We start from the raw sequence: 17,380 nt of genomic DNA, 5'->3' as shown, positions 1-17,380 counted from the left end.
GGAGGAACAGCAATGGGCCAGTTCATCAACATTCCCACGGCGGGCATGCAGTGCATCTCGGCGTATCGTGCCGATCCGGCCGGCACGCCCTTGGGCGGCATCGTGGTGGTGCAGGAAATCTTCGGTGTGAATGCGCATATCCGCCGCGTGGTCGACGGCTATGCGCGCGACGGCTACGTGGCCATTGCGCCGGCCTTGTTCGACTACGTGGAAAGCGGCGTCGAGCTGGCCTACGACGAGGCCGGCGTAGCCCGCGGCCGTGCCCTGGTGGCCGAAGTCGGCTTCGAGCGCGCACTGGAGAGCGTCGCCAGCGCAGCCCAGGCCATCGCCTCGGCCGGGCGCATCGGCGTAGTCGGCTATTGCTGGGGCGGTACGGTCGCCTTCCTCGCCGCGACGCGGCTGGGCCTGCCGGCCGTGGTCTATTACGGCGGCCGCAGCGTGCCGTTCCTGCCGGAGCGCGCGCAGGCGCCGCTGCTGTTCCACTTCGGCGAGCGCGACCCGATCATCCCGCCGGGCGATCGCGAAAAACATTTCGCCGCGCAGCCGCAGGCGGAATTCCACGTCTACGCCGCCGGCCACGGCTTCAACTGCGATGTGCGCGCCGACTACGATGCCGCCGCCGCGGCCCTCGCCCTGCAGCGCAGCCTGGCGTTCTTCGCGCGCCACCTCGGCGGGCCTGCCGCATGAACAGCGCCGCCGAAACCGCGTTTGCACTCGACCCGCGCCTGGACGCCGACTGCCACCGCGTCGGCGAGCTGGAACTGTCACGCGTGCTGCTGATGGACGATGCGCGCTTTCCCTGGCTGATCCTGGTGCCGCGCCAGCCCGGCCTGCGCGAGCTGGTGGAACTGTCGCGCGAGCAGCAGCACGCGCTGCTGGACGAGATCAACCGCGTCGCCCATGTGCTGCATGCGATCACCAATCCGGACAAGATGAACATTGCCACATTGGGCAATGTGGTCAGCCAGCTGCACGTGCACGTGATTGCGCGGCATGTGGGCGACGCGGCCTGGCCGCGGCCGGTCTGGGGCGTGGGCGAGCGCAGTGCCTACAGCGCGGCGGAAAGCACGCGTGTGCTCGGCCTGCTGCGCGCCGGCCTGGCCTTGCACCAGTCATGATCGTGCCGCAGGCCGTGGAAAGCCTGGGCCAGGACACGGTGCTGCTGCATTTCGGCCAGGGCCTGGACCTGGCCGCGAATGCGCGCGTGCACGCCGCCGCGGCACTGATCCGCGCCGCGGGCCTGCCCGGCGTCGTCGAGCTGGTGCCGGCGTTCGCCAGCCTGGCCGTGCAGTTCGACGCCACTGCCTGGAGCGGTGGCGACGAGTTGCCCTCGACCAACCTGCTGCGGACGCTGGAGACCCTGGTGGACCAGCCGCTGCCGCCCGAGGCGACGGCCGCAGCGACGCAGGAGATACCGGTGTGCTACGGCGGCGACCACGGCCCTGATCTGGCCGACGTGGCCGAACGCCTGGGCCTGAGCTGCGGCGACGTGATACGCCGCCACGCGGCCGCCGAGTACCGCGTTGCTATGCTGGGCTTCTCGCCGGGCTTTCCCTATCTGCTCGGGCTGGACCCGCGCCTGCAGCTGGCCCGGCGCGATTCGCCGCGTACGCGCGTGCCGGCCGGCTCGGTAGCCATCGGCGGCGCCCAGACCGGCATCTATCCGCGCGAACTGCCCGGCGGCTGGCATCTGATCGGGCAGACGCCCCTGCGCCTGTTCGATCTGGCCCGCTCGCCGCCGAATGCGGTCAGTGTCGGCGCACGGCTGCGCTTTCGCGCCATCGACGCCGAGGAATTCGCCGCCCTGCAGCAGGCGCACGCATGATCGAGGTGCTGCGTGCCGGCCTGCTCACGACCATCCAGGACCGTGGCCGCTACGGCCAGGCGGCACTGGGCATCGGCCAGGCCGGGCCAATGGACCGCATCGCCGCGCGCCTGGCCAACTGGCTGGTCGGCAACGGCGACGATGCGGCGCTGCTGGAGATCAGCCTGCTCGGACCGCGCCTGCGCTTTGCCCAGGACAGCTGCATCGCCCTCTGCGGCGCCCAGGCCGAAGCGAGCATCGACGGTGTGCCGCTCTTCGGCTGGCGGCCCTGGCCGATTGCGCGCGGCGCCACGCTGGACTGCGGCGTACTGCGCCGCGGCGCGCGGGTCTACCTGGCCGTGGCCGGCGGCATTGCCGCCGAAGCGGTCCTGGGCAGCTGCAGCACCGATATCAACGCCGGCATAGGCCCGCTCGACGGCAAGGCCGTGAATGCAGGCACGCACCTGGCGATCCAGGCTGGCGGCCTGCGCCTGCGGCAGCCGCCGCGCTGGTCGCTGTCGCCGCTGCCCTGGTTCGACCACGCCGGCACGCGCCGGCTGCGCCTGCTGCCGGGCAGACACTACGGCGAACTCGATACGGCGTCTCGCGCGGCCCTGGCGCAGCAGCGCTTCCGCGTGGCCTCCGAATCAAACCGCGTCGGCGTGCGACTGCTCGGCCCCGGCCTGGGCCTGGGCCGGCCGCTGGAGCTGGTCTCGGCCGCGGTCACCGGCGGTACCCTGCAATTGCCGCCCGGCGGCCAGCCCATCCTGCTTGGCGCGGAACACCCGACCACCGGTGGCTATCCGCGCATCGCCCACCTGATCGACGTCGACCAGCCACACCTGGCGCAGCGCCGGCCCGGCGACGCCATCGAATTCGAACTGGTCGACGCCGACCGGGCGGAACAGCTGCGCCAGCGCCGCGAACGCGCGCTGGCGCGGGTCCATGAAACCCTGCAACAACGACTGCACGAGATCCGATGCGACGCATAGACCTGAATTGCGACCTGGGCGAATCCTACGGCGCCTGGACCATGGGTCAGGACGAGCAGGTGCTCGGCCTGGTCAGCTCGGCCAACATCGCCTGCGGCTTCCATGCCGGCGACCCCGACACCATGCGCCGCACCGTAGGCATGGCCACCGCGGCCGGCGTGGCGATCGGCGCGCATCCTTCGCTGCCCGACCTGCAAGGCTTCGGCCGGCGCGAGATGGCCGTCAGCGCCGCCGAAGCGCAGTCGCTGGTGCTGTACCAGATTGGCGCATTGTGGGCTTTTGCAAAAAGCGCGGGTACCCGGCTGCACCACGTCAAGCCGCACGGCGCGCTGTACAACATGGCCGCGCGCGACCCGGCGCTGGCAGCGGCCATCGCCGCTGCCGTGGCCGGCTTCGACCGCGCGCTGATCCTGGTCGGGCTGGCCGGCAGCGCCTTGCTGCAGGCCGGCCGCGACGCCGGCCTGCGCGTGGCGGCAGAGGCCTTTGTCGACCGGCGCTACCAGGCCGACGGCTCGCTCACCCCGCGGCGCGAGGCCGATGCGGTGATCAAGGACCCGGACCAGGCCGTGGCGCAGGCCTTGAGCATCGTGCTGCATGGCCATGCCGTCGCCCGCGACGGTAGCCGCGTCGACATTGCTGCCGACACGCTGTGTATCCATGGCGACAAGCCCGACGCGGCGCTCTTCGCGCAGCGCCTGCGCACGGCATTGAGCGAAGCGGGCGTGCAGATCGCCGCGCCGGCAGTGGGAGACGGCGCATGAATTACTGGCCGTTGCTCGGCGTCGCCGCCGTCGTCGCGGGTTTCGCCCTGCGCCTGAACCCGATGCTGGTGGTGGTGGCGGCGGGCTTCGTCAGCGGCTTTGCCGCCGGCCTGTCGCTGCCCGACCTGCTCGCCCTGATCGGCAGCGCCTTCGTCAATGCGCGCGCGCCCATGCTGGTGATACTGACCCTGCCGGTGATCGGCCTGCTCGAACACGCCGGCCTGCGCGAACATGCGCAGCGCTGGATTGCCGGGCTGTATTTCATGAGCCTGTCGCTGCTGCTGATCTGCTACATGGCGCTGCGGCAGATTCTGGGCGCGTTCGGCCTGACTTCCATCGGCGGGCATGCGCAGACGGTGCGGCCGCTGATCGCGCCGATGGCCGAAGCCGCAGCACGCAAGACCCAGCCGGCACTGGACGACGAACAGCGCGAACGCACCCGCGCCCTGGCCGCGGCAACCGACAACGTCGGCCTGTTCTTCGGCGAAGACGTCTTCGTCGCGTTCGGCGCGGTGTTGCTGATCCAGACCTTCTACAGCAGCAACGGCATTGCGCTGGAACCTTGGGCGATCGCGGTCTGGGCGATACCGACGGCGTTCGCCGCGTTCCTGATCCACGCCGTGCGCATCGTGGTGTTCCAGTACGGCCTGCGCGCCAGCGCCGCTGCTGCCGACGGCACGGAGCGCACGCCATGATCAAGATCGCCTATGTCTGGTGGCTGGCGGCGCTGATACTCGGCGCGGCCGCCTGGTTCGACCTGCGTGCGCGGCGCTGGGGCAATGCGGTGTTCTGGGGCATTCTCGCCACCGTCTTCGCCGCGGGCGACAGCATCATCGCCGCGAACAAGGCGGGCGACCGCCTGCCAGTACAGGTCGTCGGCGCGGCGGTGGTCGCACTGGCTCTGCTGGCCGGCTTCGGCGGCATGCGGCGCAAAGTGCTTGTCGACAGCGACGCGGCGCAGCGCGAAGCATCCGCGCTGCGCCTGGGCCATCGCCTGTTCGCGCCGGCGCTGCTGATACCGCTGGCCACCACGCTGTTGCTGCTGCTGGCCCCAGCCCTGGTCTACGGCGACTGGCGCCTGCTGCCGGCCAGTCCGACCGTGCCGGCGCTGGCCCTGGGCTGCTGCATCGCCGCGGCCGTCGCGCTGTATGTGACGCGCTCGCGGCCGGGCCAGGCCTTGCAGGAATCCAGCCGCCTGCTCGACCAGCTCAGCTGGGCCGTGGTGCTGCCGATGCTGCTCGCGGCGCTGGGCAATGTGTTCGAGAACACCGGCGTCGGCGCCGCCGTGGCGCAGCTGGTGGCCATGGTCGTGCCGACCGACAGCGCACTGGCCTGCACCGTCGCCTACGGCCTGGGCATGATCGCGTTCACCATGATCATGGGCAACGCGTTCGCCGCGTTCCCGGTGATGACGGCCGGCATCGGCCTGCCGCTGCTGATCCGCCAGCACGGCGCCGATCCGGCGGTGATCGGCGCGCTGGGTATGCTGACCGGCTACTGCGGCACCCTGCTCACGCCGATGGCGGCGAATTTCAATATCGTGCCGGCCGTGCTGCTGGAACTGAAAAACGAATACGGCGTCATCCGCGCCCAGGCCGTCACGGCGGTGCTGCTGGCCGTGACGAATATTGCATTGATGTACTTTCTTGCCTTCCGGAATGTTTGAACCGTGCACACCGACCTGCCCCGCGTACTGCTGACCGGCTTCGATCCGTTCGGCGGCGAAAGCATCAATCCGTCCTGGGAAGCGGTGCGGCGCCTGCACGGCGAAAGCGTGCGCGGCCACTTGCTGGTGGCACAGCAGCTGCCGACCGTGTTCGGCCTGTCGCTACGCCATCTGCGCACGGCCTTGCGCCGGCACCGGCCGGTGCTGACGATCTGCGTCGGCCAGGCCGGCGGCCGCGCAGCACTGTCGCTGGAACGCATCGCGATCAATGTCGACGACGCGCGCATACCCGACAACCAGGGCAAGCAGCCGCTGGACAAGGCCGTGGTACGCGGCGCCCCGGCGGCGTATTTCTCCACCCTGCCGATCAAGGCGCAGCTGCAGGCCTTGCACGCCGCCGGCCTGCCGGCGGAAATTTCCCAGACGGCCGGCACCTTCGTCTGCAACCATGTGTTCTATGGGCTGATGCACGCGCTGCAGGCCACGCCGAAACAGCGCGGCGGTTTCGTGCATATCCCGTTTCTGCCGCAACAGGCCGCGCGCCACGGCGACGCGCCTGCACTGGCGCTGGAGGCAGTGGTGCAAGGCTTGCGTCTGATCGTCGACACGGCACTGACGACGCGGCGCGATGCCGCCGTGCGCGCCGGCGCTACGCACTGACCCGGCTGCGGCCGATGCTTCAGGCCACGATGGCGAGCGCGCCGCATCGGACGGCGGCCCGTCACGGACGGTCCGCGCAGCGAACGCCGCCCGGCCTCAATAGCGGACTATGTACAGGTTTTCCACTTTCCAGGTTTCGCCATTGGCCAGGAATGCCGAGGTGACGAACACGTCGCCGAAATCCTGATCGACCTCGGCCAGCTCGCGGCAGGCGATGCCAGCGGTTTCCTTGCAGCCGCCGCGCAGCACCGGCAGCCACTCGGGCACGTCCTCGTAGCTGTTGCTGCGTTCGTTGTAGACCCGCGTCCAGCCCAGTTCCAGCAGAACCCAGCTGACATTATCGACCGTCGCCGAGACGATGAAACCGTAGCGCCGGTTGGGCCGTATCGGGTACGGCACGCAGGTGCCGGCGACGATGGCCTGCTCGCCCGCATAGCCGGCGCTGAAATCCTCTACCGCGATGCCGGAGCAGACACCGCCGGTGCCGAAGCCGTCGGGAAAATAGCCGACGGCGATGCCGCGACCGAGCGGACAGCCCTGGGCAAACTGCGGTTCGTTGCTGACCGGGCAAGGCACCTGCGCCGAGGCGCCGCGCAGGCCGAAGGCCCAGTGCATGTCGGGGTCGGCACCGGCGCTGCCAGTCAGCAGCTGGAAGGTGATCTGCTGTACGTCGTCGTTGCGCACCGGCCCGTAGCTCCAGCGCGCCCAGTCCATCGCGCCGCCGCGTCCGCTATACGAATACGGGCCGGCTGCGCTGGCCAGCAGCGGCAGCGTCAACGCGGCAAGGCCACACAACAGGACAGTGCTCAGCTTCATTGCATACTCCCTTGGCTGGCCCCTGAAAGGCCAGCATGCCAACTCGGGCAGGAGCGATCAAGCCGCGCGGCGACAGCAGATGCAAGGAAGGTACATTTTTCTTATGCGGCATTCTGCGCAAAATGCAGAGCCCGCCAGGGTCATCTCTGCGGCCGCATCCCGTGCGGGTGCAGCAGCACGGCAGTCGCATCAATCATGCATACGCCGCCGCTGTCAGGCGCCTGGCGGCTCAGCCTGCCGCCTGCTTGCCCTTGCCGTCTTCGTCTTTCGCATCCTTCGCGTCGGCGGTGGCCGCGTCGACGCAGTCCTTGTCCTTGCCCGACTGCGATACGGTCAGCACCATTTCGCCGGTGGCCGCGTACGGCAGCTTCACCTTCACCGCATCGGTGGAATAGTAGAAGCCGCCCTTGGAAGCCGCCTTGACCGAATCGCGCGCGCCGCTTTCATAGGCCTGGCCTACGTCTTTTTCGGTCGTGGCGACGAGGAAGCGCTGCAGCTGCTTCACTTTGATGCAGCCGACCAGGGCGGTGGGCTGGAACGGCCGTATGTCGATCTTGAGCGCGTCGGCGCTGAGCGTCTCGCGCACGTTGCCTTCCTCGTCGAGCACGTAGAACAGCGGCTTGAACACGGTGCGGCTTTTGGTCTTGGGGGAATCCTGCGCGATGACGCGGATGTCGATGCGCGCCTCGTCCAGCGGCTTGACCAGCTCGACGCGGCGGAAAAAGCTGCGCCCTTTGGGCAGTTCGGCGGCCGGTGCGCTGTCGTCGACAGGAAGACGCGTCGGCTGGTCCAGCAACAAGGTGATGGCACCGGGCTGGGCCGGGACTACGCCGGGCTTGGGCTTGTCGTCGCCGCCGAAGCCGAGTTTCTGCTTGGCCCAGTCCAGCGGGCCTGCGCTCGCCAGCCCGCTCGTCAGCAACAGGCAGGCAATACTCAGGACAGTTCGTGCAATCGGCGCAGGCATGGACAAAAACGACCACTCGTATCGGTGAAAGTTCGGATCCGCATGGTAGCGGCCGAACCGCGGCGGCAGCCATAGCCGCCGCCGCGCGTGTTCAGTGCAGGTACCGCCGGCTTACTCGGTCAGCGGCTGCAGGTTCTTGGCATCGCCGGAAAACGCCTGGATCTGCAGATAGTCGGCAATCACCTTGATCAGGTGCTTGTGCTGGGCGCTGGCATCGCCCGGGTTGCGCAGCACCACGCCGGTGAGCTTGCCTTCGTCCTTCAGTTCCTGCAGCGATCCGAGCAGCATGTTCTTGCCCAGCGGATTGCCCTGGAACAGGAACTGGTCGTCCTTCACAGCCTTGACGTAGGCATTGCCGTCCTGGATGTCCTTGGCGGCGAACGCGGCAAAAGCCAGGCCGAAGGTGGCGAACAGCGCGAACAGGATACGTTTCATCGGTGACTCCAGTGGTGGCCTGTAACGGATAAAGAGGAAGAGGGATCGCGAAGGACTGGCCGTGCAGGACGCCGCTGCGGAGCGAGGCCAATAGCCCAGGCTATTGGCCGAGTGAGCAGCAAGCCCTGCGCAGCCAGGACGAGCGAGCTACTTTCGATTTGTCCGTTACAGGCCACTTGAGCCGCGTCAGCGGGCAGACGTTTCGGTGCGGACTTCGGTGATTTCTTCGCCCGGCTTTTCCTGCAGGAAGGTGGCGACCTTGAGCTCCAGGCCGATGCGCGCGAGGCCGGCGATATGCCGCTCGGTCACCTTCTGTTTTTCGCCGCGCTTGAGGAATACCGACTTGGCCGGGTTGTTCTGGTCGCGGCGGAAGCGCAGGTGGCCTTTGACATCCTCTTCGGACAGGGTTGCGCCGTCCATTTCGAACTGGCCGTCCTTGTCGGCGGCCAGGGTCACGTCGAAGGTGGCCGGGATATTCGGCGCGGCGACGGAATCCGGTCGCAGCTTGCCGCCGCAGGCGGTCAGGGCCAGGCCGGCGAACAGGGCGAGCAGCGATCCCAGCAGAATTCGGTTCAGGGCACGGTATTGCATCAGGCTGTCCTGGGTAGTGGATGGCAGAGGTTAACACCGCCGCGCCGCAACGGGCTTGGCGCAACAGTGCAGAAGCAGCGCACTCAGGTCCGCGGCAGGGTTACGCCGAGCTGGCCCTGGTACTTGCCGCCGCGGTCGGCATAGCTGGTTTCGCATTCCTCGTCGGATTCGAAGAACAGCATCTGCGCCACGCCTTCGTTGGCATAGATCTTGGCCGGCAGCGGCGTGGTATTGGAGAACTCCAGCGTGACATGGCCTTCCCATTCCGGCTCCAGCGGCGTCACGTTGACGATGATGCCGCAGCGGGCATACGTCGATTTGCCCAGGCAGACGGTCAGCACGCTGCGCGGAATGCGGAAGTATTCCACCGTGCGCGCCAGCGCGAAGCTGTTCGGCGGAATGATGCAGACCTCGCTCTTGATGTCGACAAAGCTCTTCGGATCGAAGGCCTTGGGGTCGACGATGGTGGAGTTGATGTTGGTGAATACCTTGAATTCGTCGGCGCAGCGCACGTCGTAGCCGTAGGACGAGGTGCCGTAGGAAATCAGGCGGCCGCCGGATACGTTCTGGCGTACCTGGCCGGGCTCGAACGGTTCGATCATGCCCTGGCTGGCGGCCATGCGGCGTATCCACTTGTCGGACTTGATGCTCATCGGTTGCGGTAATCCGGTAGGCGAAGGACGATGGCGGCGCAGGCCGCTCAGGTGTTCTGGATCACGATCTTGGGGAACTGGATGGCCTTGTTGCGCGCCTGCAGCGACAGGCGGGCGGCCACGTTGCGCGCCATCAGGCGGTAGCGCGCGGTCAGCTCCGACTGCGGCTGCGCCATCACGATCGGCGTGCCGGCGTCGGATTCGCTGCGGATGCGGATATCCAGCGGCAACGAGCCCAGCAGCGGACGCCCGTATTGCTGCGCCATGCGTTCGCCGCCGCCGGCGCCGAAGATGGCTTCCTCGTGACCGCAGTGGGAACAGATGTGGGTGGACATGTTCTCGACGATGCCCAGTACCGGCACCTCGACCTTCTCGAACATCTTCAGCGCTTTCTTCGCGTCGATCAGGGCCACGTCCTGGGGCGTGGTGACGATGATCGCGGCGCTCATGGGGATGCGCTGGGCCAGGGTCAAGGCGATATCGCCAGTGCCGGGCGGGAAATCGATGATGAGGTAGTCCAGGTCCTGCCACAGGGTATTGGTGGCCAGTTGCATCAGCGCCTGGGTGACCATGGGGCCGCGCCAGATCACCGGCGTGTCCTCGTCGATCATGTAGCCGATGCTCATCAGCTGCAGGCCGTGGTTGCGCTTGGGGTTGAAGTTCTGCCCGTCGGGACTGTCGGGCTTGCCCGAGGTGCCGGTCAGCAGCGGCAGCGAAGGGCCGTAGACGTCGGCGTCCAGCACGCCAACCTGGGCGCCTTCGGCCTGCAGCGCCAGGGCCAGGTTCACCGCGGTGGTCGATTTGCCCACGCCGCCCTTGCCCGAGGCCACGGCGACGATATTGCGCACGCCGGGCAGCGGCGACAGTTCCTTCTGCACCTGGTGGGCGTAGACGCGGTAAGACACCGTGGCCACGGCGGCCTCGATCTCGGGCAGGGTCGTCAGCACCTGCTCGATCTGCGCCGCCAGTGCCGTCTGCCAGCCCGCGGCCGGATAGCTCAGCTGCACATCGACCGACACACGTGCGCCGTCGATGCCGACTGCGCGCAAGGCGCCGCCGCTGACGATGTCGCTCCCGTTGTGCGGGTCCAGAACTCGGGCCAGCGCTTGCCGCACCAAGGCCTCGGTAACCTGGGTCATAGTCACTCCTGGATTGCCGGAAAAAGGCTTCATGCCCTTTCCCGTTCGAATGGCGCGGGCGGGTTCGCCCGCTTCCTCCGTCCGTTCCCGCTGGCGCGGTCTACGCGACGGGCGACCCGTCCGTGAACCGCTCAGGCGAATAGGCATAGTCCGCCTGGGAACTTTCGCGCCGGATTGTAGTGTCAAACCGCCCGCGTCGCCGAACCCGGCCTTGCGCCGGTGCCATTGCGGTCCGTCCCGGCCAGCGGCATTCTCCGCGCCGCGCTCCATTTCCAAGGATTCTCCCATGCCCTTGCGCCATCGAAACTCGTTCGCCCTGTTGCTGTGCCTGGCTGTCGCCGCCTGCTCCAGCGACGAACCGCCGCCGCCCAAGACCACTGCAGCAGCCGCAGCCGCTGCCCCGGCCACCGACAGCAAGGTCGCCACCAGCAGCGTGCACGATCCTCGTACCAGCATGGCCGCAGCGCGGCCGCCGCAGCCTTCGCCGACGCGCGACTTCGACAACGACCGCCCGGGCGACATGCCGAAGCTGCGGCCGATGGGCCGCATCGAATGCGACCAGTTCGCCGAGAAAGTCCGCCAATGCATCAACAGCGGCGTGCTGTCGGCGGAAAACCGTCAGACCCTGCGTTCCGAATACGTCATCGCCATCAACGCGGCGCGCTTCAAGTCGGACAACCTGGCCCAGGCCTGTACCGACATCCAGCAGAAACTGCAGCCCAAGTTCACCCAGGCCGGCTGCCTGAACATGTAAGTCGCTGTCGCCGTTCGGTCCGGCGGGCGCCGCATGGCATAATGCGGCGCCGCAACACCTGCTGGAAGCCAACGGATGACTTCACCGCGTCGCCTACTCGTCACCTGCGCCCTGCCCTACGCCAACGGCCCGCTGCACCTGGGTCATCTGGTCGGTTATACCCAGGGCGATATCTGGGTCCGCGCCCAGCGCATGAGCGGCAATACCGTTCATTTCGTCTGCGCCGACGACGCACACGGCACGCCGATCATGCTTGCAGCCGAGAAAGCTGGCATGACGCCGGAAGCCTTCATCCAGCCGATGCAGCGCTCGCACGAGGCCGACTTCAGCGACTTCGGCATCCGCTTCGATCACTACCATTCCACCCACAGCGAAGAAAATCGCGTACTGGCCGAGTCGATCTACCGCCGCCTGCGCGAGCGCGGTCATATCACGCCGCGCGTGATCGAGCAGTTGTACGACCCGGCCAAGGAGATGTTCCTGCCGGACCGCTACATCAAGGGCACCTGTCCCAACTGCAAGACGCCGGAACAGTACGGCGACAACTGCGAGAACTGCGGCGCCAGCTATGCGCCGACCGACCTGATCGAGCCGCGCTCGGTGGTTTCCGGGGCTACGCCGGTGCTGCGCGAGTCCGAGCACTACTTCTTCGAAGTCGGCCAGTTCACCGATTTCCTGCGCCAGTGGCTGTCGGGCGACAGCGCGCATAGCGGCGTCAAGGCCAAGCTGCGCGAATGGCTGGACGCCGACGGCGGCGTGCGCGCCTGGGATATCTCGCGCGATGCGCCGTATTTCGGCTTCGCCATTCCCGACGTGCCGGGCAAGTATTTCTACGTCTGGCTGGATGCGCCGATCGGCTACCTTGCCAGCTTCCGCGCCCTGTGCGACCGCACTGGCATCGACTTCGACGAATTCCTGGCTGCCGATTCCAGCGCCGAGCTGCACCATTTCATCGGCAAGGACATCATCAATTTCCACGGCCTGTTCTGGCCGGCCATGCTGCACGGCGCCGGCTACCGCGCGCCGACGGCCTTGCACGTCAACGGCTATCTGACGGTCAACGGCGCGAAGATGTCCAAGTCGCGCGGCACCTTCATCGAGGCGCGTACCTACCTTGATGTCGGCCTCGACCCGGAATACCTGCGCTACTACTTCGCCGCCAAGACCGGTGCCGGCGTCGACGATCTCGACCTGAACCTGGAAGACTTCGTCGCCCGCGTGAATGCCGACCTGGTCGGCAAGTTCGTCAATATCGCCAGCCGCTGCGCCGGTTTCGTCAACAAGCGCTTTGCCGGCGTGCTGGCCACGCAGCTGCCCGATGAAGCCATGTATGCGCGCTTCGTCGCCGCCGCGGGCGAGGTACGCCAGTCGTACGATGCAGGCGAATTCAGCCGCGCCATCCGCCAGACCATGGCCCTCGCCGACGAAGCCAACCGCTATATCGACGAACGCAAGCCCTGGCTGATCGCCAAGCAGGAAGGCGCCGACAGCGAGCTGCTGTCGGTCTGCTCGCACGGCCTGAACCTGTTCCGCGTGCTGGCCTGCTGCCTGCGTCCGGTACTGCCGGCCACGATTGCGCGCGCCGAGCATTTCCTCGCCAGCGAACTGGCGCACTGGCACGACATCGCCCAGCCCCTGCTGAACCACTGCCTGCGCGAATTCCAGCCACTGCTGACGCGCGTCGACCCCAAACAGATCGAAGCCATGACCGAAGCCAGCAAAGAAAACCTGCAAGCCACCGATACCGATACCGCCAGCGTCGCCGTACCCGCCGCTGTAGCCGCCAAGGCCAAGCCGGAAACGGTCAAGGCCACGCCTGTCGCAACCGCTGCCGCCGATGCGGCCGCCCTGCCAACTATCGGCATCGACGACTTCGCCAGACTCGACCTGCGCATCGGCAAGGTGCTGGCCTGTGAATTTGTGGAAGGTTCCGACAAGCTGCTGCGCTTCGAGCTGGATGCGGGCGAGCTGGGCAAGCGACAGATCTTCTCCGGCATCCGCGGCGCCTATGCCGAACCGGAAAAGCTGGTCGGCCGCAGCGTGGTGTTCATCGCCAACCTGGCGCCGCGCAAGATGCGCTTCGGTATTTCCGAGGGCATGATCCTCTCCGCCGGCAGCGGCGGCAGCGACCTGCACCTGCTCGCCGCCGACGACGGCGCCAGCGCCGGCATGCCGGTCAAGTAAAAACGAGGCAAACGACGCATGGGTCTGGGCGAGCTGACGGGCCTGTTGCTGGCAACCGCGCTGGGCAACAGCCTGGTGCTGGCCCAGGGCCTGGGCGCAGACCGCCTGCTGCAACCCGTGCCGCTGGCCGACGCGGCACGCCATGGCACGCTGACGGCACTGGTCGGCGTCATCGTCGCCGGCCTGGCCTGGCTGCTGCAGCACTTCTTCCTGGCGCCCTTCGCACTGGATCTGTACGCGCCGTTTGCGCTGGTACTGCTGGTGCCCGCCGTCACCGCCCTGGTGGCGCAGACCCTGCAGCGCTGGCGACCCGGCTACGCCGCCACGCAGTGGCTGCTGATTGCCTGCAACAGCGCCGTGATCGCAGGTGCCATCGCCGTGCAAGGCCAGGACCGGGGATTCGGTGCCAGCCTGATCGTCGGCCTGGCCTACGGCGGTGGTTTCGCTGCGTGTCTCTTGCTGCTCAGTGGCCTGGAACAGCGCCTGCAGCCGCAGGGCGCACCCGCCGCCTTCCGTGGTCTGCCGCTGCGCCTGCTCAATGCCGGCCTGCTGCTGCTGGCCTGCGCCGGTCTCGACGGCATAGGCCGCGGCTGATGATCGCCACGGTCTGCTTGCTGGTCGTGCTGGCGGCGCTGTTCGTGCTGGCCTTGCACCGCCTTGCCCCGCCCGCCCCGGTGCCGCTGGCGCCACTGGCCGAACGCATCGACGCGCTGCTGCCGCAGACTCAATGTGGACAATGCAACTTTGCCGGCTGCCGCCCTTACGCCCAGGCCATCGCCGCTGGCGAAGCCGATATCGACCAATGCCCGCCCGGCGGTACCGCCGGCGTGCGCGAGCTGGCACGCCTGCTCGGGCGCGAGCCAAAACCGCTCAACCCGACGCACGGACGCGAAACACCGCGCGCCGTCGCGCTGATCGACGAAGCTGTCTGCATCGGCTGTACCAAATGCATCCAGTTCTGCCCGGTCGATGCCATTCTCGGCGCGCCCCAGGTCATGCACAGCGTCATCGCCGACGAATGCACCGGCTGCGGACTTTGCGTCGCGCCCTGCCCGGTCGACTGCATCAGCCTGCCGCCGGCACTGAGCCCGGTGGCCAGCCTGGCCGTGGCTCAGGCCGGCCTGCGCAGCGCGTAGAACTCGGCCACGAAGGCGTCGAGCCGGTCCTCGGCAATCGCCGCACGCAGGCCGCGCATCAGCTCCTGGTAGTGATACAGGTTATGGATCGTTGCCAGCTGCGACGCGAGGATCTCGTTGCACTTGTCCAGATGGCGCAGATAGGCGCGGCTGAAACCCGATGCACAGGTATGGCAGCCACAGGCCTCGTCGATCGGCCGCGTATCGCGCTGATACTGCGCATTGCGCAGGCGCAGCACACCGTGGCGCGTGAACAGATGCGCATTGCGGGCATTGCGCGTCGGCATCACACAATCGAACATGTCGATGCCGCGGCGCACCGCCTCGACGATATCCTCCGGCCGGCCCACGCCCATCAGATAGCGCGGCTTGTCCGCCGGCAGCAGCGGCACCGTCGCTTCCAGCGTGTGATTGCGCTCCGCCTCCGGCTCACCGACCGCAAGACCGCCGACCGCATAGCCATCGAAACCGATCTGCTGCAGGCCCGCCGCCGAACGCTCGCGCAGCGCTGGATAGACGCCGCCCTGGACAATGCCGAACAGCGCATTCGCATTGCCCTCGTGCGCGCGGCGCGAACGCTCGGCCCAGCGCAGCGACAACTCCATCGAATCGCTGGCCTGCTTCTCCGTCGCCGGATATGGCGTGCATTCGTCGAAGATCATCACGATGTCCGAATTCAGCACACGCTGGATGCGCATCGATTCTTCCGGACTCAGAAATACTTTCGAGCCGTCAATCGGCGACGCAAACGTCACGCCCTGCTCGGTGATCTTGCGCTTGTGCGCCAGCGAGAACACCTGGAAACCGCCCGAGTCGGTCAGGATAGGCCGGTCCCAGCCGATGAAATCGTGCAGCCCGCCGAACTCGCCGATCACCTCCAGGCCCGGCCGCAGAAACAGATGAAACGTATTGCCCAGAATGATCTCCGCACCGATCTCCTTGATATCCCGCGGCAACATCGCCTTGACCGAGCCATACGTGCCCACCGGCATGAAAGCCGGTGTCTCGATCGTGCCGCGTGCAAAAGTCAGACGGCCGCGCCGCGCCGCGCCGGAGGTTTTTATGAGATCGAATTGCATAGTAGATTCTTTGTTTAGTTGACAAATCCGCAGCACGGAAGAGATTCCTGCGCCAGGGGTTCTTTGACGACGCGCACCGCGATGCGGGAGTGCGTCTGGCGGCTTGTCCTAGCCTACGTCCAATTTGTCGCCGCACTGTCGCTTGCCGTTGCTTTGCTGCTGCTGTTGTTTTGCTGTTGCTGTTGCCGTTGTTTTGCTGTGGCAGTTGTTTCTGCGCGCAGGAAGCGCGCCTCTCCCGGGGCCGCATATGCCGCGGTGAGGCCGCCAAGGGAAAAGCCCGCAGGGTCGCGGCCAGGGATGGCCGCGAGTCCGCACACAGAACAGGGATGTTCTGTGTGCGGACCGCCGTAGCGGCCTCACGCCATTTTGGGCCACGGATGGCCCAAAATGGCGGCAGCTGGGGCGCCCTTTCTCTTTGCCTTCTTTCTCTTTGGGCAGGCAAACAGAAAGAAGGTCGCGCGCCGCAGGCGGGCGAAACCGCCTTTGCCTGGCTCCAAATACAGTACGTACGCACCTCAGAGGCGAATTCGCCTAAGCCCATCGAACTGCGCAAAAACCCCGCTGCAAAGTCGATTTCGACACCGCCCCTCTCCCCTGCCCTCTACCCCACGCAAGCGTGGAGGAGAGAGAGCGCCCCGCCCAGCAGCAACGCAAAAGCACAGCTCAACCGTATCCCAAAAAACTATCCCGGAAAAACCAACATGGCATCGCCATACGAAAAGAAGCGATACCCGCGCTCCACCGCATGCCGATAAGCCGCCAACACCTTCTCCCGCCCGGCAAACGCCGACACCAACATCAACAACGTCGATTCCGGCAGATGAAAATTCGTCACCAACGCGTCGACACTGGTAATGCGATAGCCCGGAAAGATGAAAATCTGCGTCTCGCCCGCCAGCGGAAACACTTCACCGTCGCGCGTCGCGCTTTCCAGTGCCCGCACGACGGTCGTGCCGACCGCGATGACACGGTTGCCCGCGGCACGCGTGCGGCGGATCTTCTCGACCAGCTCGGCGCCGACATTCAACCATTCGCGATGCATGTTGTGCTCGCGCACGTCTTCGCTGCGGATCGGCTGGAAGGTGCCGGCACCGACGTGCAGGGTGACATGGCCGAATTCCACGCCGCGGGCACGCAGCGCATCGAGCAGGGCCTCGTCGAAGTGCAGGCCCGCCGTGGGCGCGGCTACCGCGCCGGGCTCGCGTGCGAACACGGTCTGGTAGCGCTCGTCGTCGGCCGTGTCGGCAGCGCGGTCGATGTATGGCGGCAAGGGCATGCGGCCCAGGCGCAGCAGCAGCTTTTCCAGTGCCTCGTCGGTTTCGAAACGCAGGTCGAAGAACGGCCCGTCGCGGCCCAGTACCCGCACCGGTGTGCCGTCGGCCAGCAGGATAAGGCCGCCGGGCCTGGGCTTCTTGGATACGCCCAGCTGGGCGCGCGCTTCGTGATTGCCGCTGACTCGCTCGATCAGTATCTCTACCGCGCCGCCGGTTTCCTTGCGGCCGAACAGACGCGCCGGCAGCACGCGGGTATCGTTGAAGATCAGCAGGTCGCCGGCACGGAAATAGTCGGCAAGGTCGGTAAAGCGCCGGTCCGCCAGCGTGTCGGCGGCGGCATCGAGCACCAGCAGGCGGCTGGCAGAACGCTGGGGCAAGGGTTGTTGCGCGATCAGCCCGGGCGGCAGATCGAAGTGGAAATCTGACTTTTTCACTTTTTCAGCCTTGACGCCGGATTCACGGTCCGGCGGGC

General features: G+C 67.0%; 20 protein-coding genes. 12 read left to right on the top strand and 8 right to left on the bottom strand.

Annotation, left to right across the window (positions count from 1 at the left end; translation table 11 throughout):
- The first annotated feature begins 12 nt into the window (after positions 1 to 12).
- The 8 genes from DFR29_RS11960 to pcp are packed head-to-tail and all read left to right on the top strand — an operon-like array spanning position 13 to position 5,883.
- Entirely contained in the window at positions 13 to 687 is a 675-nt protein-coding gene (locus DFR29_RS11960) for a dienelactone hydrolase family protein (protein WP_133818829.1), read from the top strand.
- Positions 684 to 1,118: an HIT domain-containing protein gene (locus tag DFR29_RS11955; RefSeq protein WP_133818828.1), complete on the top strand. Its 435-nt coding sequence runs from the start codon at positions 684 to 686 to the stop codon at positions 1,116 to 1,118. The genes DFR29_RS11960 and DFR29_RS11955 overlap by 4 nt, the downstream gene beginning before the upstream one ends.
- The gene (gene pxpB / locus DFR29_RS11950; RefSeq protein ID WP_133818827.1) at positions 1,115 to 1,825 is read left to right on the top strand and encodes a 5-oxoprolinase subunit PxpB; all 711 of its coding nucleotides are present in this window, start codon (positions 1,115 to 1,117) and stop codon (positions 1,823 to 1,825) included. Before DFR29_RS11955 ends, pxpB begins: the two co-directional genes overlap by 4 nt.
- A complete protein-coding gene (locus tag DFR29_RS11945; RefSeq protein WP_133818826.1) occupies positions 1,822 to 2,796 on the top strand; it encodes a 5-oxoprolinase subunit C family protein in 975 nt (324 codons plus the stop codon). The genes pxpB and DFR29_RS11945 overlap by 4 nt, the downstream gene beginning before the upstream one ends.
- A complete protein-coding gene (locus DFR29_RS11940) occupies positions 2,784 to 3,557 on the top strand; it encodes a LamB/YcsF family protein (RefSeq protein ID WP_133818825.1) in 774 nt (257 codons plus the stop codon). Before DFR29_RS11945 ends, DFR29_RS11940 begins: the two co-directional genes overlap by 13 nt.
- The gene (locus DFR29_RS11935; protein ID WP_133818824.1) at positions 3,554 to 4,252 is read left to right on the top strand and encodes a DUF969 domain-containing protein; all 699 of its coding nucleotides are present in this window, start codon (positions 3,554 to 3,556) and stop codon (positions 4,250 to 4,252) included. Before DFR29_RS11940 ends, DFR29_RS11935 begins: the two co-directional genes overlap by 4 nt.
- Positions 4,249 to 5,223, top strand: coding sequence for a DUF979 domain-containing protein (locus tag DFR29_RS11930; protein ID WP_133818823.1), 975 nt, complete (start codon positions 4,249 to 4,251; stop codon positions 5,221 to 5,223). Before DFR29_RS11935 ends, DFR29_RS11930 begins: the two co-directional genes overlap by 4 nt.
- Positions 5,224 to 5,226: 3 nt before the next feature.
- A complete protein-coding gene (gene pcp, locus DFR29_RS11925) occupies positions 5,227 to 5,883 on the top strand; it encodes a pyroglutamyl-peptidase I (protein WP_243746024.1) in 657 nt (218 codons plus the stop codon).
- A gap of 96 nt (positions 5,884 to 5,979) precedes the next feature.
- Here the strand turns inward: pcp and DFR29_RS11920 are convergent, their stop codons facing one another.
- The 6 genes from DFR29_RS11920 to apbC all read right to left on the bottom strand — a co-directional run bounded on the left by DFR29_RS11920 (position 5,980) and on the right by apbC (position 10,481).
- The gene (locus DFR29_RS11920) at positions 5,980 to 6,699 is read right to left on the bottom strand and encodes a hypothetical protein (RefSeq protein ID WP_133818822.1); all 720 of its coding nucleotides are present in this window, start codon (positions 6,697 to 6,699) and stop codon (positions 5,980 to 5,982) included.
- Positions 6,700 to 6,928: 229 nt separating this feature from the next.
- On the bottom strand, positions 6,929 to 7,663 hold the full coding sequence (locus tag DFR29_RS11915; protein ID WP_133818821.1) for a hypothetical protein: 735 nt from the start codon (positions 7,661 to 7,663) through the stop codon (positions 6,929 to 6,931).
- A 111-nt stretch (positions 7,664 to 7,774) separates the two neighbouring features.
- Entirely contained in the window at positions 7,775 to 8,098 is a 324-nt protein-coding gene (locus tag DFR29_RS11910) for a hypothetical protein (protein ID WP_133818820.1), read from the bottom strand.
- A 186-nt stretch (positions 8,099 to 8,284) separates the two neighbouring features.
- Positions 8,285 to 8,689, bottom strand: coding sequence for a hypothetical protein (locus DFR29_RS11905; RefSeq protein WP_133818819.1), 405 nt, complete (start codon positions 8,687 to 8,689; stop codon positions 8,285 to 8,287).
- 83 nt (positions 8,690 to 8,772) lie between these two features.
- Positions 8,773 to 9,342, bottom strand: coding sequence for a dCTP deaminase (gene dcd / locus DFR29_RS11900; protein ID WP_133818818.1), 570 nt, complete (start codon positions 9,340 to 9,342; stop codon positions 8,773 to 8,775).
- A 47-nt stretch (positions 9,343 to 9,389) separates the two neighbouring features.
- A complete protein-coding gene (gene apbC, locus DFR29_RS11895) occupies positions 9,390 to 10,481 on the bottom strand; it encodes an iron-sulfur cluster carrier protein ApbC (protein ID WP_133818817.1) in 1,092 nt (363 codons plus the stop codon).
- A gap of 286 nt (positions 10,482 to 10,767) precedes the next feature.
- Between apbC and DFR29_RS11890 the strand changes: the two genes are divergently transcribed.
- The 4 genes from DFR29_RS11890 (at position 10,768) to rsxB (ending at position 14,555) form a co-directional block, all read left to right on the top strand.
- The gene (locus tag DFR29_RS11890; RefSeq protein WP_133818816.1) at positions 10,768 to 11,235 is read left to right on the top strand and encodes a hypothetical protein; all 468 of its coding nucleotides are present in this window, start codon (positions 10,768 to 10,770) and stop codon (positions 11,233 to 11,235) included.
- 75 nt (positions 11,236 to 11,310) lie between these two features.
- Positions 11,311 to 13,419 (top strand): methionine--tRNA ligase, encoded by a 2,109-nt coding sequence (gene metG, locus DFR29_RS11885; protein ID WP_133818815.1) that lies wholly within the window; start codon positions 11,311 to 11,313, stop codon positions 13,417 to 13,419.
- Between the two features lie 18 nt (positions 13,420 to 13,437).
- A complete protein-coding gene (locus DFR29_RS11880; RefSeq protein ID WP_133818814.1) occupies positions 13,438 to 14,013 on the top strand; it encodes an Rnf-Nqr domain containing protein in 576 nt (191 codons plus the stop codon).
- A complete protein-coding gene (gene rsxB / locus DFR29_RS11875; RefSeq protein WP_133818813.1) occupies positions 14,013 to 14,555 on the top strand; it encodes an electron transport complex subunit RsxB in 543 nt (180 codons plus the stop codon). Before DFR29_RS11880 ends, rsxB begins: the two co-directional genes overlap by 1 nt.
- Here the strand turns inward: rsxB and tgt are convergent.
- Positions 14,531 to 15,634: a tRNA guanosine(34) transglycosylase Tgt gene (gene tgt / locus DFR29_RS11870; protein WP_133818812.1), complete on the bottom strand. Its 1,104-nt coding sequence runs from the start codon at positions 15,632 to 15,634 to the stop codon at positions 14,531 to 14,533. The genes rsxB and tgt overlap by 25 nt on opposite strands.
- Positions 15,635 to 16,316: 682 nt before the next feature.
- Complete coding sequence (queA, locus tag DFR29_RS11865) at positions 16,317 to 17,342, bottom strand: tRNA preQ1(34) S-adenosylmethionine ribosyltransferase-isomerase QueA (protein ID WP_133818811.1); 1,026 nt, start codon at positions 17,340 to 17,342, stop codon at positions 16,317 to 16,319.
- Positions 17,343 to 17,380 lie beyond the last annotated feature (38 nt).

The sequence above is a fragment of the Tahibacter aquaticus genome, from assembly GCF_004363655.1.
GTDB classification, from domain to species: domain Bacteria; phylum Pseudomonadota; class Gammaproteobacteria; order Xanthomonadales; family Rhodanobacteraceae; genus Tahibacter; species Tahibacter aquaticus.
The sequence above is the reverse complement of the archived record's forward strand: the minus strand, read 5'-3'. Positions and strand labels throughout refer to the sequence as shown.